Origin of the sequence: Pseudomonas sp. 10S4 (assembly GCF_034344865.1) — a bacterium.
Classification (GTDB): Bacteria; Pseudomonadota; Gammaproteobacteria; order Pseudomonadales; family Pseudomonadaceae; genus Aquipseudomonas.
The window spans coordinates 3,394,790-3,408,267 of record NZ_CP133774.1; the positions used below are offsets into that span (position 1 = coordinate 3,394,790).

Annotated in this window: 12 protein-coding genes and 1 pseudogene; 11 read left to right on the forward strand and 2 right to left on the reverse strand. The window is 60.6% G+C overall.

Annotation, left to right across the window (positions count from 1 at the left end; all coding sequences use genetic code 11):
* Window positions 1-47: 47 nt before the first annotated feature.
* Complete coding sequence (locus tag RHM58_RS15715) at window positions 48-248, reverse strand: hypothetical protein (RefSeq protein WP_007935837.1); 201 nt, start codon at window positions 246-248, stop codon at window positions 48-50.
* A 683-nt stretch (window positions 249-931) separates the two neighbouring features.
* Between RHM58_RS15715 and pcaR the strand changes: the two genes are divergently transcribed.
* The 11 genes and pseudogenes from pcaR to pcaC all read left to right on the forward strand — a co-directional run bounded on the left by pcaR (window position 932) and on the right by pcaC (window position 11,977).
* Complete coding sequence (gene pcaR, locus RHM58_RS15720) at window positions 932-1,774, forward strand: pca regulon transcriptional regulator PcaR (RefSeq protein ID WP_201201313.1); 843 nt, start codon at window positions 932-934, stop codon at window positions 1,772-1,774.
* A gap of 307 nt (window positions 1,775-2,081) precedes the next feature.
* Complete coding sequence (locus tag RHM58_RS15725; protein WP_201201314.1) at window positions 2,082-3,428, forward strand: MFS transporter; 1,347 nt, start codon at window positions 2,082-2,084, stop codon at window positions 3,426-3,428.
* 273 nt (window positions 3,429-3,701) lie between these two features.
* The gene (locus RHM58_RS15730) at window positions 3,702-4,559 is read left to right on the forward strand and encodes a CoA transferase subunit A (RefSeq protein WP_322270717.1); all 858 of its coding nucleotides are present in this window, start codon (window positions 3,702-3,704) and stop codon (window positions 4,557-4,559) included.
* Entirely contained in the window at window positions 4,559-5,338 is a 780-nt protein-coding gene (locus tag RHM58_RS15735; RefSeq protein WP_201255528.1) for a CoA-transferase subunit beta, read from the forward strand. The genes RHM58_RS15730 and RHM58_RS15735 overlap by 1 nt, the downstream gene beginning before the upstream one ends.
* Entirely contained in the window at window positions 5,335-6,540 is a 1,206-nt protein-coding gene (gene pcaF, locus RHM58_RS15740; protein ID WP_201201317.1) for a 3-oxoadipyl-CoA thiolase, read from the forward strand. The genes RHM58_RS15735 and pcaF overlap by 4 nt, the downstream gene beginning before the upstream one ends.
* A 36-nt stretch (window positions 6,541-6,576) precedes the next feature.
* Complete coding sequence (gene pcaH / locus RHM58_RS15745; protein WP_201201318.1) at window positions 6,577-7,281, forward strand: protocatechuate 3,4-dioxygenase subunit beta; 705 nt, start codon at window positions 6,577-6,579, stop codon at window positions 7,279-7,281.
* 1 nt (window position 7,282) lies between these two features.
* Window positions 7,283-7,849: a protocatechuate 3,4-dioxygenase subunit alpha gene (gene pcaG / locus RHM58_RS15750; RefSeq protein WP_201201319.1), complete on the forward strand. Its 567-nt coding sequence runs from the start codon at window positions 7,283-7,285 to the stop codon at window positions 7,847-7,849.
* A gap of 193 nt (window positions 7,850-8,042) precedes the next feature.
* Window positions 8,043-9,346: pseudogene (locus RHM58_RS15755) on the forward strand (MFS family transporter).
* 45 nt (window positions 9,347-9,391) lie between these two features.
* Window positions 9,392-10,756, forward strand: coding sequence for a 3-carboxy-cis,cis-muconate cycloisomerase (locus tag RHM58_RS15760; RefSeq protein ID WP_201201323.1), 1,365 nt, complete (start codon window positions 9,392-9,394; stop codon window positions 10,754-10,756).
* Between the two features lie 11 nt (window positions 10,757-10,767).
* Window positions 10,768-11,574 (forward strand): 3-oxoadipate enol-lactonase, encoded by an 807-nt coding sequence (gene pcaD, locus RHM58_RS15765; RefSeq protein ID WP_201201324.1) that lies wholly within the window; start codon window positions 10,768-10,770, stop codon window positions 11,572-11,574.
* A gap of 10 nt (window positions 11,575-11,584) precedes the next feature.
* Complete coding sequence (pcaC, locus tag RHM58_RS15770) at window positions 11,585-11,977, forward strand: 4-carboxymuconolactone decarboxylase (RefSeq protein WP_201195354.1); 393 nt, start codon at window positions 11,585-11,587, stop codon at window positions 11,975-11,977.
* A gap of 175 nt (window positions 11,978-12,152) precedes the next feature.
* Here the strand turns inward: pcaC and RHM58_RS15775 are convergent, their stop codons facing one another.
* Entirely contained in the window at window positions 12,153-13,412 is a 1,260-nt protein-coding gene (locus RHM58_RS15775; RefSeq protein ID WP_201255962.1) for an OprD family porin, read from the reverse strand.
* Window positions 13,413-13,478: the final 66 nt, after the last annotated feature.

Here is a 13,478-nt window from a genome sequence, read left to right on the forward strand (position 1 = left end):
TTTAGCGGGAGCAGACGCAGACCCTTGAAGGATTCAAGCCGGAGCGGTCAAGGCTCTTCGGCTTTGAGTTCCTTTTCCATCTTCTGTAGTTCTTGGGTGAAAGCCTGATCTTGAACGGTGGCGCGTTTACGCCAGGGCTTGCGTTCCGGTTCGGGCTGGGCGGCGTAGGTGGTGACTTCCCCGCCGTAAACTTCCTTGTAACGTTGTTCCTGGCGCTCAAGTTCCGCGCGCAGTTCGTCTTTCGTCACAGTGCTACCTGATTGAGTTGAGATAAATTCTGGTGAAACGCGCTGCATCGAATTTATTGACCACGTTCGTTGAAAGGACAATGCCTGAAAGGGCATCGGCTTTTTAACGACAGAGTGATCAACAGTTCCATATTGCAGGCGGCCACGGCACCAGAGAAAACAGCTGACGTAGCTTCAGTATCCTGTTTCAGCGAGCGCGTTGGCGGTGTCTATCACATAAGCGTCAGGTGCTTGCTGCGGGCGGCGGCGATGGGACATCGCGCTCCGGGTGGCACAATCGGCAAGTAAGAAACCGGCGGGCCACTGATGTGCATTATAGCGGTCGATTCGAAGAACACTATCTCTTGAGAGTTAAAAGTGGTTCCTGGTGTGTGATGTTTTTTTACTCGTAACTTTTAAGGGGCATTAGAGTTTCGCATTGCCACTTTCAGCGACCTGTTTCTGGCGCCAACAACTCGGACAAGTTCGGTCTCATACATTGCCCCTTAAGTCGGCGATCACTCAACAGTAACCTTATTTCACAGCATTACTGAATAGGAAACTGAGGGGCCTGGTGGTGGCGGCCGTCGATTGCGATTATCGGTCGATGGTTCGATAATCGCCCAATCTTGTCGCCGGCGACTTGTGTACTGGCCAGGAGCCGCTTGTAATAGCCACTGATCCGTGTAGGAAAAGGACCTGATATGAACGATCAACTGCGCAACTCCTTCGCTTCAGTGGCGCCGCCGATCGTCGCCTCGCCGGCCAAACGAATCCAGGCCATGACCGGCGACCCCGACTTTATGACCTCCCTGGCCCGTGGCCTGGCGGTGGTGCAAGCCTTTCAGGAGCGCAAGCGCCACCTGACCATCGCCCAGATCAGCCATCGGACGGAAATCCCCCGCGCCGCCGTGCGACGTTGCCTGCACACCCTGATCAAACTCGGCTACGCCACCACCGACGGTCGCACCTATTCGCTGCTGCCCAAAGTCCTGACCCTCGGCCATGCCTACGTGTCCTCGACCCCACTGGCGGTGTCCGCCCAGCCGTACCTGGACCGCATGAGCGAGCAACTCCATGAGGCGTGCAACATGGCGACGCTGGAAGGCGATGACATTCTTTACATCGCTCGCTCGGCGACCACCCAGCGGCTGATTTCCGTGGACTTGTCGGTGGGCGGGCGTCTGCCGGCCTATTGCACGTCCATGGGCCGGATTCTGCTCGCCGCGCTGGACGACACGACGCTGGGCGAATACCTCGAACATGCGGATTTTCAGGCCAAGACCAGCCGAACCCTGCACACCCCCGAAGCCTTGCTTGAATGCCTGCAAGAGGTGCGACAGCAAGGCTGGTGCATCGTTGATCAGGAACTGGAACAAGGCCTGCGCTCGATTGCCGTTCCGGTTTACGACGCTTCCGGCCAGGTGGTGGCGGCTTTAAACGTCAGTACCCACGCAGGACGCGTCAGTCGCAACGAACTGGAGCAGCGCTTCTTGCCCGGTTTGCTAAGTGCCAGCCGCGACCTCAGCGCACAACTTTTTGCATAAGCAGTCTTCGCCTAAGCTGTTCGATAAACGCACAGAGTTGCGTTTATCGAATTGACGCTCTTTCCCTCGGATCATTAATGTCGCGGCAGCGTCATCCGGCGCTGTTGACCCTCGGTCAGCCGCCGGACGACGACCCCAATAATAATGAGAAGAGGCCACCCCCATGCGTACGTTTCCCGACTGTCGCTGCTTCCACCGGTTTTCCTGCCAAAACCAGGTCGCCTGATCCCGACACCTTCCTTTTTGTGACAGCGCCAGCCCTCGGCCGGCACCTGTTCGACTGCGTTCTTTGCGTGGAATAAAAATAATGAACCAGCCTCAGTCTGCTGTAGGAAACTGCCTCGACGTGCAGTCCTTCATCAATGCCCAACCCATTTCGCGCTACCAGTGGCGGGTGGTGATCCTGTGTTTCCTGATTGTCTTCCTCGATGGCCTCGACACCGCTGCCATGGGTTTTATCGCGCCGGCCCTTTCCCAGGACTGGGGCATCGACCGCGCCAGCCTCGGCCCGGTGATGAGTGCCGCGCTGATTGGCATGGTCTTCGGTGCACTGGGTTCCGGCCCGTTGGCTGACCGCTTCGGGCGAAAAGTCGTACTGGTAGGCGCGGTGTTTCTGTTCGGCATCTTCAGCCTGGCTTCGGCCTACAGCAGCAACGTTGATCAATTGCTGGTGCTGCGTTTCCTGACCGGCCTGGGTTTGGGCGCTGGGATGCCGAATGCCACCACGCTGTTGTCGGAATACACCCCGGAGCGCAAAAAGTCCCTGCTGGTGACCAGCATGTTCTGCGGCTTCAACCTCGGCATGGCTGGCGGCGGGTTCATCTCGGCCAAGCTGATCCCGGCGTTCGGCTGGCACAGCCTGTTGCTGATCGGTGGGATTCTGCCGCTGATCCTCGCGGTGGTTTTGCTGTTCTGGCTGCCGGAATCGGCGCGTTACCTTGTGGTCCGTAACCGTGGCACCGACAAAGTGCGCAAAACCCTGGCACCCATCGATCCGACAGTGGTGGCCCAGGCGTCCAGCTTCAGCGTGCCGGAACAGAAAACCGTGAAGGCCCGCAACGTGTTTGCGGTGATTTTCTCCGGTACCTACAGCACCGGCACCTTGCTGCTGTGGCTGACCTACTTCATGGGCCTGGTGATCGTTTACCTGCTGACCAGTTGGCTGCCGACGCTGATGCGTGACAGCGGCGCGAGCATGGAGCAGGCGGCGTTCATTGGCGCGTTGTTCCAGTTCGGCGGGGTGTTGAGCGCGGTCGGTGTCGGTTGGGCGATGGACCGGTTCAATCCGCACAAGGTCATCGGTATTTTCTACCTGTTGGCCGGGGTGTTTGCCTACGCGGTAGGGCAGAGCCTGGGCCACATCACGCTACTGGCGACGTTGGTGCTGGTGGCCGGGATGTGCGTCAACGGCGCGCAATCGGCGATGCCGTCACTGGCGGCGCGGTTTTATCCGACCCAGGGGCGGGCGACTGGTGTGTCGTGGATGCTCGGGATTGGTCGCTTCGGCGCGATCCTCGGTGCGTGGATGGGCGCGACCCTGCTGGGCCTGGGCTGGAACTTCGAGCAGGTGCTGACGGCGTTGGTGATACCGGCGGCATTGGCGACCACGGCGGTAGTGATCAAAGGCATGGTCAGTCATGCGGATGCGACCTGATTCCAGGTTGAGATAGCGGTGTTGTGGGAAAAGATCGCAGCCTTCGGCAGCTCCTACAGGCGTACACATTCCACTGTAGGAGCTGCCGAAGGCTGCGATCTTTTGGGGCAACACAGAATGATAGCCAGACTACAATCTGTTCGATAAACGAACACTCAGTCGATTATCGGATTGTTTGGCATTTTTAGCGGGCTTAATCTTCAGGGACTTCGGCGCTGAACCTCGCGCCTTTTTCTTCCACTGTCGGTTCACAACAAAACGGGAGCCTGCCCCATGGCTGAAATCCTTTCGCTGCATGACGCGGTGAAGCAATTCGTCAACGACGGCGATACCGTCGCGCTCGAAGGCTTCACTCACCTGATTCCGACGGCGGGGGGTCATGAAATCATTCGCCAGGGCAAGAAAGATCTGACCCTGGTGCGGATGACGCCTGACTTGATCTATGACCAGTTGATCGGTGCCGGTTGTGCTCGCAAACTGATTTTCTCCTGGGGCGGCAACCCCGGTGTGGGGTCGCTGCACCGTCTGCGTGACGCCGTTGAGAAACAGTGGCCGCACCCACTGGAAATCGAAGAACACAGCCACGCCGACCTGGCCAATGCCTACGTCGCTGGCGCCTCCGGCCTGCCGTTCGCGGTGTTGCGGGCCTACGCCGGTTCTGACCTGCCAAAGGTCAACCCGCTGATCAAGACTGTTACCTGCCCGTTCACCGGCGAAGTGCTGGCGGCGGTGCCTTCGGTGCGTCCGGACATCACCGTGATTCACGCGCAAAAGGCTGACCGCAAGGGCAACGTGCTGCTGTGGGGCATTCTCGGCGTGCAGAAAGAAGCGGCGCTGGCGGCCAAGCGTTGCATCGTCACCGTCGAAGAAATTGTCGACGACCTCAATGCGCCGATGAACTCCTGTGTGCTGCCGACCTGGGCCTTGAGCGCGGTTTGCCATGTGCCGGGCGGTGCGCATCCGTCCTACGCTCACGGCTACAACGAGCGTGATAACCGTTTCTATCAGGCCTGGGACCCGATTGCCCGGGACCGCGACACCTTCACCGCGTGGATCAACGAGTACATCCACGGCTGCGCTGACTTCAGCGAGTTCCAGGCCAAGCTGGCCGCTGCTTCGGAGGCCAAGTAATGACTTACACCACCAATGAAATGATGACCGTCGCCGCTGCCCGCCGTTTGAAGAACGGTTCGGTGTGCTTCGTCGGCATCGGCCTGCCGTCGAAAGCCGCCAATCTGGCGCGGCTGACTTCCTCACCTGATGTAGTCCTGATCTACGAATCGGGTCCGATTGGTGCCAAGCCGAGCGTGTTGCCGCTGTCGATTGGTGACGGTGAACTGGCGGAAACCGCTGACACTGTTGTGCCGACCGGTGAGATTTTTCGCTACTGGTTGCAGGGCGGGCGCATCGACGTCGGTTTTCTCGGTGCGGCGCAGGTCGACCGTTTCGGCAACATCAACACCACGGTCGTTGGTGATTATCACCAGCCAAAAGTCCGCCTGCCGGGTGCCGGTGGTGCGCCGGAGATTGCTGGCTCGGCCAAAAGCGTGTTGATCATCCTTAAACAGTCGTCGCGTTCGTTTGTGGAAAAGCTCGACTTCATTACTTCGGTCGGCCATGGCGAGGGCGGTGATTCGCGCAAGCGTCTCGGCCTGCCGGGCGCCGGGCCGGTCGGCATCATTACCGACCTGTGCATCATGGAACCGGAAGCCGAGACTCATGAATTCGTGGTTACCGCACTGCATCCGGGCGTGACCCGCGAGCAAGTCACGGCGGCCACCGGTTGGGCGATTCGCTTCGCCGAACAGGTTGAAAACACCGCCGAGCCCACCGATGTCGAGCTGACGGCGCTGAGGGATCTGGAAGCCCGCACCGCTGCGGCCCACGGCCAAGCACCCGGAGAAGCCTGATGCGCGACGTTTATATCTGCGATGCGATCCGCACCCCCATCGGCCGCTTCGGCGGTGGCTTGTCGGCGGTTCGCGCCGACGATCTGGCCGCCGTGCCGATCAAGGCGCTGATGGAGCGCAACCCGTCGGTGGACTGGAACGCGGTGGACGAGGTGTTCCTCGGCTGCGCCAACCAGGCCGGCGAAGACAACCGCAACGTGGCGCGCATGGCGCTGCTGCTGGCCGGACTGCCGGAAAGCATTCCGGGCGTTACGCTCAATCGCCTTTGCGCGTCGGGTATGGACGCCATCGGCACCGCGTTCCGCGCGATTGCCAGCGGCGAAATGGAGCTGGCGATTGCCGGCGGCGTCGAGTCGATGTCCCGCGCGCCATTCGTGATGGGCAAGGCCGATGCGGCGTTTTCGCGCAACATGAAGCTGGAAGACACCACCATCGGCTGGCGTTTCATCAACCCGTTGATGAAAGCCCGGTACGGCGTCGATGCGATGCCGCAGACTGCCGACAATGTGGCCGACGATTACGAAATTTCCCGCGAGGACCAGGACGCTTTCGCCCTGCGCAGTCAGCAACGGACAGCCGCCGCGCAAGCTGCAGGATTTTTCGCTGAAGAAATCGTTGAAGTGCGGATTGCCCACAAGAAGGGTGAAACGGTCGTCACGCAGGATGAGCATCCTCGCGCCGACACCACGCTGGAAACACTGGCCAAACTCAAACCGGTCAACGGCCCCGACAAAACCGTCACTGCTGGCAATGCTTCCGGTGTGAACGACGGCGCGGCGGCGTTGATTCTGGCTTCGGCCGACGCCGTGAAGAAACACGGCCTGACGGCCCGCGCCAAAGTGCTCGGCATGGCGAGCGCCGGTGTCGCCCCTCGGGTCATGGGCATCGGCCCGGTGCCGGCGGTGCGAAAACTCACTGAGCGCCTCGGCTTGGCCGTCAGCGATTTCGACGTGATCGAACTCAACGAAGCGTTTGCCAGCCAGGGCTTGGCGGTGCTGCGTGAACTGGGGCTGGCGGACGACGCCGCCCAGGTCAACCCGAACGGCGGCGCCATTGCCTTGGGTCATCCGTTGGGCATGAGCGGTGCACGTTTGGTGCTGACCGCGCTGCATCACCTGGAAAAGACCGGTGGCAAGAAAGGTCTGGCGACCATGTGCGTCGGCGTCGGCCAAGGTCTGGCACTCGCGATCGAACGCGTCTGACACGCCGCCGCGACTATAAGAACAGAGGAAAGCGAAATGACTGACAAGCCTGGTTACCGTCGCCCGCAAGAAGGCACCCAGCCGGAATACCTGCACCCGACGTATCAATCCACCAACCGGCGCGCGCCGTCGAAGCCGTTGGTGTTTTTGCCCCATTCGCTGTCGGAAATTACCGGCCCGACCATCGGCGCCGAGCGCATCAACCCGCAGGACAATGACCTGACTGCACAGCACACGGGCGAACCACAGGGCGAGCGCATCATCATCCACGGCCGCGTGCTGGATGAAGACGGCTTGCCGGTGCCGGGGATTCTGGTGGAGATCTGGCAGGCCAACGCCGCCGGCCGCTACAACCATGCCCGCGACCTGCACGACGCGCCGCTGGACCCGAACTTCACGGGCACCGGCCGCACCGTGACCGACGCCGATGGCTGGTATCAGTTCCAGACCATCAAGCCTGGCGCCTACCCGTGGGGCAACCACCATAACGCCTGGCGTCCGGCGCACATCCATTTCTCACTGTTCGGGCCGAGCATCCTGACGCGGCTGGTGACTCAGATGTATTTCCCGGGCGATCCGTTGCTGGCCTATGACCCGATCTACAACTGCGTGCCGGATACCCGCGCCAAAGAACGTTTGATCGCCAGTTTCGACCTGGAAAAAACCATCCCTTCCTACGCCCTCGGTTACCGTTGGGACATCGTCTTGCGCGGCCGCGAAGCCACGCCGATGGAGAAATAAGATGACGCTGAACGCGACCACGTCCCACACCGTCGGGCCGTATTACCACATCGGCCTGACCTGGCTGAACCGCGAAGACCTGACCGTCGAACAAACCCTCGGCCAGCGCGTGGCGATCACCGGGCAAGTGGTGGATGGCAACGGTGATGTCGTCAACGACGCCATGCTGGAAGTCTGGCAGGCCAACGCCGCCGGCAAGTATGACCACCCCGAAGACGAGCAGGACAAACCCCTGGACCCGAACTTCGAAGGTTTTGGCCGGGTGCCGGTGGATGCCGAAGGGCGCTTTCGTTTCACCACGATCAAGCCTGGGACGGTTGAAGGTTTGAACGGTTCGACCCAGGCACCGCATCTGGTAGTGCTGGTGTTTGCCCGTGGGTTGGTGAAGCACTTGCTGACGCGGATCTACTTTGATGGCGAGCCGGCCAACGTGGCGGACCCGCTGCTCGAATGTGTCCCGGCGGAGCGTCGCAGTACGTTGCTGGCGAAGGCCGATGCATCGGGTGTTTATCAGTGGAACGTGATTTTGCAGGGGACAGATGAGGAGACGGTGTTCTTCGATTATTGAATGAACACCGCAACCCCTGTGGGAGCGGGCTTGCTCGCGAAAGCGGCGTGTCAGTCGATGTAAATGTTGCCTGATACACCGCTTTCGCGAGCAAGCCCGCTCCCACAGGGATATGTGTTGCCAAAGCATCTGTGGAACAGGACTGTTGCGAAGTATGTCTAGACTCTCACTGTCACCATTGAGTAGAAAAACAATGACAACGACTACCGCTTCAACCGAACACTACACCGGCGAGGAGCGCAATAAGCGGATCTTCGCGATTGTCGGCGCCTCGTCCGGCAACCTGGTCGAGTGGTTCGACTTTTACGTTTATGCCTTCTGCGCGATCTATTTCGCGCCTGCCTTTTTCCGTCCGACAACCCCACGGTGCAACTGGTTAACACCGCTGGCGTGTTCGCCGCCGGGTTCCTGATGCGGCCCATTGGCGGCTGGATTTTTGGCCGTGTTGCGGACAAGCACGGGCGCAAGAATTCGATGATGATTTCGGTGCTGATGATGTGCTTCGGCTCATTGCTCATCGCTTGTCTGCCGACTTACAACAGCATCGGCGTCTGGGCGCCGATCATGCTGCTGTTCGCGCGTTTGCTTCAGGGGTTGTCGGTGGGTGGCGAGTACGGCACCACCGCGACCTACATGAGCGAAGTCGCGCTCAAGGGCCAGCGCGGTTTCTTTGCTTCGTTCCAGTACGTGACGCTGATTGGCGGGCAGTTGCTGGCGGTGTTGCTGGTGGTGATCCTGCAGCAGTTCCTCACTGAAGATGATTTGCGTGCCTACGGCTGGCGGATTCCGTTTGTGGTCGGCGCGGTGGCGGCGGTGATTTCGCTGTTCCTGCGTCGTTCGCTCAAGGAAACCAGCAGCAAGGAAATGCGCGAAAACAAGGACGCCGGCAGCATCCTTGCGCTGTTCCGCAACCACACGGCTGCGTTCATCACCGTGCTCGGCTACACCGCCGGTGGCTCGCTGATTTTCTACACCTTCACTACGTACATGCAGAAATACCTGGTGAATACCGCCGGCATGCACGCCAAGACCGCCAGCTACATCATGACCGGCGCGCTCTTCCTTTATATGTGCATGCAGCCGTTGTTCGGGATGCTGGCGGACAAGATCGGTCGACGTAACTCGATGCTCTGGTTCGGCGCCCTTGGAACATTGTTCACCGTGCCTATTCTGTTGAGTCTGAAAAGTGTCAGCAGTCCATTTCTGGCCTTCGTGCTGATTACCGTGGCGCTGGCGATTGTCAGTTTCTACACCTCGATCAGTGGCCTGGTAAAAGCCGAAATGTTCCCGCCGGAAGTGCGCGCACTGGGCGTCGGCCTGGCGTACGCCGTGGCGAATGCGATCTTCGGCGGCTCTGCCGAATACGTGGCTTTGAGCCTTAAAGCCGGGGGTATGGAAAACTCCTTCTACTGGTACGTCACGGTGATGATGGCGGTGGCGTTCCTGTTCAGCCTGCGCCTGCCCAAACAAGCGAAGTATTTGCACCACGACCTTTGATCTTCATCCGTGGGCCGCGCCGGCCCACGCTTCCAGGGACTGTTTATGAACCAGCGACCGAACAATCAATTGTTCGATGCCTATTTCACTGCCCGCGATATGCGCGAAGTGTTCTGCGATCAGGGCCGGGTTCAGGCCATGCTCGATTTCGAAGCCGCACTGGCCCGGGCCGAGGCGCGCGTCGGGTTGATTCCTCAAACGGCTGTCGCCGCAATCGAAGCCGCTTGTCAGGCCGGGCATTACGATTTTGGCGCCCTCGGTGAAGCGATTGCCACGGCCGGCAATTCGGCGATCCCGCTGGTCAAGGCCTTGGGTAAACAGATTGCCGCGAACGACGCCGAAGCCGAGCGTTACGTGCACTTGGGCGCCACCAGTCAGGACGTGATGGACTCGGGTCTGGTGTTGCAACTGCGTCGTGCACTGGCGCTGATCGAAAACGATTTGGCGCAGTTGGGGGAAACCCTCGCGACCCAGGCTCAACGTTACGCCGCCACAACCCTGGCCGGACGCACCTGGTTGCAACACGCGACGCCGGTCACCCTCGGGATGAAAATCGCCGGTTGGCTCGGTGCCGTGACCCGTAGTCGCCAGCGTCTGCGCGAACTGAAACCACGCTTGCTGGTGCTGCAATTCGGCGGCGCCTCCGGAACCCTGGCGGCCCTCGGCGAACAGGCGATGCCGATTGCCACAGCCTTGGCCGAAGAGCTGCAACTGGCGCTGCCGGAGCAACCCTGGCACACCCAGAGAGATCGGTTGGTGGAGTTCGGTTCGGTGCTCGGTTTGATCGCTGGCAGCCTCGGCAAGTTCGGTCGCGACATCAGCCTGTTGATGCAGACCGAAGCGGCTGAAGCCTTCGAACCCTCGGCGCCGGGCAAGGGCGGTTCCTCGACCATGCCGCACAAACGCAACCCGGTGGGCGCGGCGGTGTTGATCGGTGCGGCGACGCGGGTGCCGGGTTTGCTCTCGACCTTATTCAGCGCCATGCCGCAAGAACACGAGCGCAGCCTCGGCCTGTGGCATGCCGAGTGGGAAACCCTGCCGGAGATTTGCTGCCTGGTGTCCGGCAGTTTGCAGCAGGCACTGCTGGTCGCCGAAGGCCTGGAAGTGGACGCGATGCGCATGGCCCGCAACCTCGACTTGACCCAAGGTCTGGTGCTGGCCGAAGCGGTGAGCATCGTTCTCGCGCAACGAGTCGGCCGCGATACCGCGCACCATCTGCTGGAACAATGCTGCAAACGCGCAGTGGCCGAACAGCGTCATCTACGCGCGGTCCTCGGCGATGAGCCGCAAGTGACCGCTGAGCTTTCACCTGCTGAACTGGATCGACTGCTGGACCCTGCCCACTACCTCGGCCAGGCCCATACCTGGGTCGAGCGCGCGGTGGCTGAACATTTTGCGTTGACTGCCTGAAGGAGACTGCTGTGGCATTCGTACAACTCGCCGAGGGCGAACTGCACTACCAAATTCAAGGGCCGCAACTCGATGGCCCGGTCGATGCGCCGGTGCTGGTGTTGTCCAACTCGTTGGGCACCGACCTGCACATGTGGGACGCGCAGATTTCAGCGTTCACCGAGCATTTCCGGGTGCTACGTTTCGACACCCGTGGCCATGGTCAATCGTTGGTGACGCCGGGACCTTACAGCATCGAGCAATTGGGCCGTGACGTGCTGGCGCTGCTGGATGCGTTGCACATCGAACGTGCGCATTTCTGTGGCTTGTCCATGGGCGGCTTGATCGGCCAATGGCTGGGGATCAATGCCGGCCAACGTTTGAACAAACTGATCGTTTGCAACACCGCCGCGAAAATCGGCGACCCGTCGGTGTGGAACCCGCGAATCGAAACCGTGGTGCGTGACGGCCCGGCAGCGATGGTCGCGTTGCGTGATGCGTCGATTGCGCGCTGGTTTACGGCTGATTTTTCCGAGGCCAATCCGGCGGCGGCGAAGAAGATCACCGACATGCTCGCCGCCACTTCACCTGAAGGTTACGCAGCCAATTGCGCCGCCGTGCGCGATGCTGATTTTCGTGATCAGTTGTCCTCGATCAAGGTGCCGCTGCTGGTGATCGCGGGTACCGAAGACGCGGTCACGCCGCCGTCCGGTGGGCACTTTATTCAGGAACACGTGCAGGGCGCCGAGTACGCCGAGTTCTACGCCGCGCACCTGTCCAACGTCCAGGCCGGCGCCGCGTTCAGCGAGCGGGTGCTGGCGTTTTTGTCGAACCATTGAGGGTTTTTTTGTGGACGAGAAACAACGTTACGACGAGGGCTTGAAAGTCCGCCGCGCGGTCCTCGGCGATGCTCACGTCGACCGCAGCCTGAACGCGCTGACCGAGTTCAACTCGGAGTTCCAGGAGATGATCACCCGTCACGCCTGGGGCGATATCTGGACCCGCCCGGGCCTGGAGCGCCACACCCGCAGCCTGATCACCATCGCCATGCTGATCGGCATGAATCGCAACGAAGAGCTCAAGTTGCACCTGCGCGCCGCCGCCAATAACGGCGTGACCCGTGGCGAGATCAAGGAGGTGATCATGCAGAGCGCGATTTATTGCGGGATTCCGGCGGCGAATGCGACGTTCCATCTGGCGGAATCGGTTTGGGATGAGTTGGGGGTTGAGTCTCGGGAGTGATCTTCGGGATTTGTAGCGTTTGGGCTGACGCTATCGCGAGCAAGCTCGCTCCTACAGGGGAATGCGACTTCCTGTAGGAGCGAGGCTTGCCCGCGAAGGCGTTGTGTCAGTCGATATCAATGTTGCCTGACACACCGCTTTCGCGAGCAAGCTCGCTCCCACATTTCGTCCGTGTTTACAGCAGGCTGATCGGGTAACTGACGATCAACCGGTTCTCATCAAACTCGTTGTTGTTGAAGTCCCGACGCAAGCTCGAGTTGCGCCATTTGACGTTCAGGTTCTTGAGCGTGCCGCTTTGCACGGTGTAGCCCAGTTCACTTTCGCGGCCCCATTCCTTGCCGTCGGTGGTGGTGGCGGTGTGCACGTTGTCACCGCTGATATAGCGGTTCATCAGGGTCAGGCCCGGCACGCCCAGAGCGGCGAAGTTGTAGTCGTGGCGCAGTTGCCAGGATCGCTCTTGGGCGTTGTCATAGCTGTTGTTGTAACTGTCGTTGGCCAGGGTTCCGCCGCTGGTACCGTTGACGCGCATCCAGGCGCTGTCGCCGGTGAGTTTTTGCAGGCCGACGTAGAAGGTGCTGCCGCCGTATCTGGCCGAGAACAGGCCGGACCAGGTCTTGTTGTCCAGTTCGCCAGCCAGGGCGCTGCCGTCGTCCTTGCCATAGAAGAACCCGATGTTGGCGCCCAACGTCCAGTCGCCGATGGGTTGCGTATGGGTCAGGTTTACGAATTGCTGGCTGTAGATGTCCTTGAGTTCCGCGTTCCACAGGCCGATTTGGGTGTGCTTGTCGTTGAACGTGTATTCGCCGCCCTGGAAGTTGAAACGGTCCGAGGTGATCGCGGCTTTTCCGACCATCGACATGTCGGTCATGCTGCTGTCGTCCCGTGGACTGTTGGCGCGGAACTGGCCGCCGTAGAGCGTCAGGCCGTCGATTTCCTTCGAGGTGATCTGCCCGCCACGGAAGGTTTGCGGCAGGGAGCGGCCGTCATCCGAACGCAGAATCGGCAACACCGGCATCCACTCGCCAACCTTCACTTCGGTCTGGGACAGCTTGGCCTTGAACGCCACGTTGGTACGGCCAAAGGTGTCCGCCGGGCGCCCGTCGTGATCAAGCGGCAGCAACTGGGTGCCGCCGGTGCCTTTGCCGCCATCGAGTTTCACCGAGTACAACCCCAGCACGTCCATACCGAACCCGACGGTGCCCTGAGTGAACCCGGACTTGGCGTCGAGGATAAAACTTTGCGTCCACTCCTGAGCCAAGCCCTGGGCCTTGGTCGGGTTGGTGAAATTGCGGTTGATGAAGAAGTTGCGCAGGTTCAGGTCGACCTTGGCCCCATCGACAAAACCCGACTCATCGGCCACGGCGGGCAGGGCGCTGCCGGCCAGTGTGGCGGCGATGAGGCTGGGAAACAGGTACTGCGCGGTGGAAGGCTTCATGGGCTCGGGTCTCTCTAATTGTTAGGGGTGAAACGGGGCGCTGCCGCAACCTGGGGGTGCAGACAC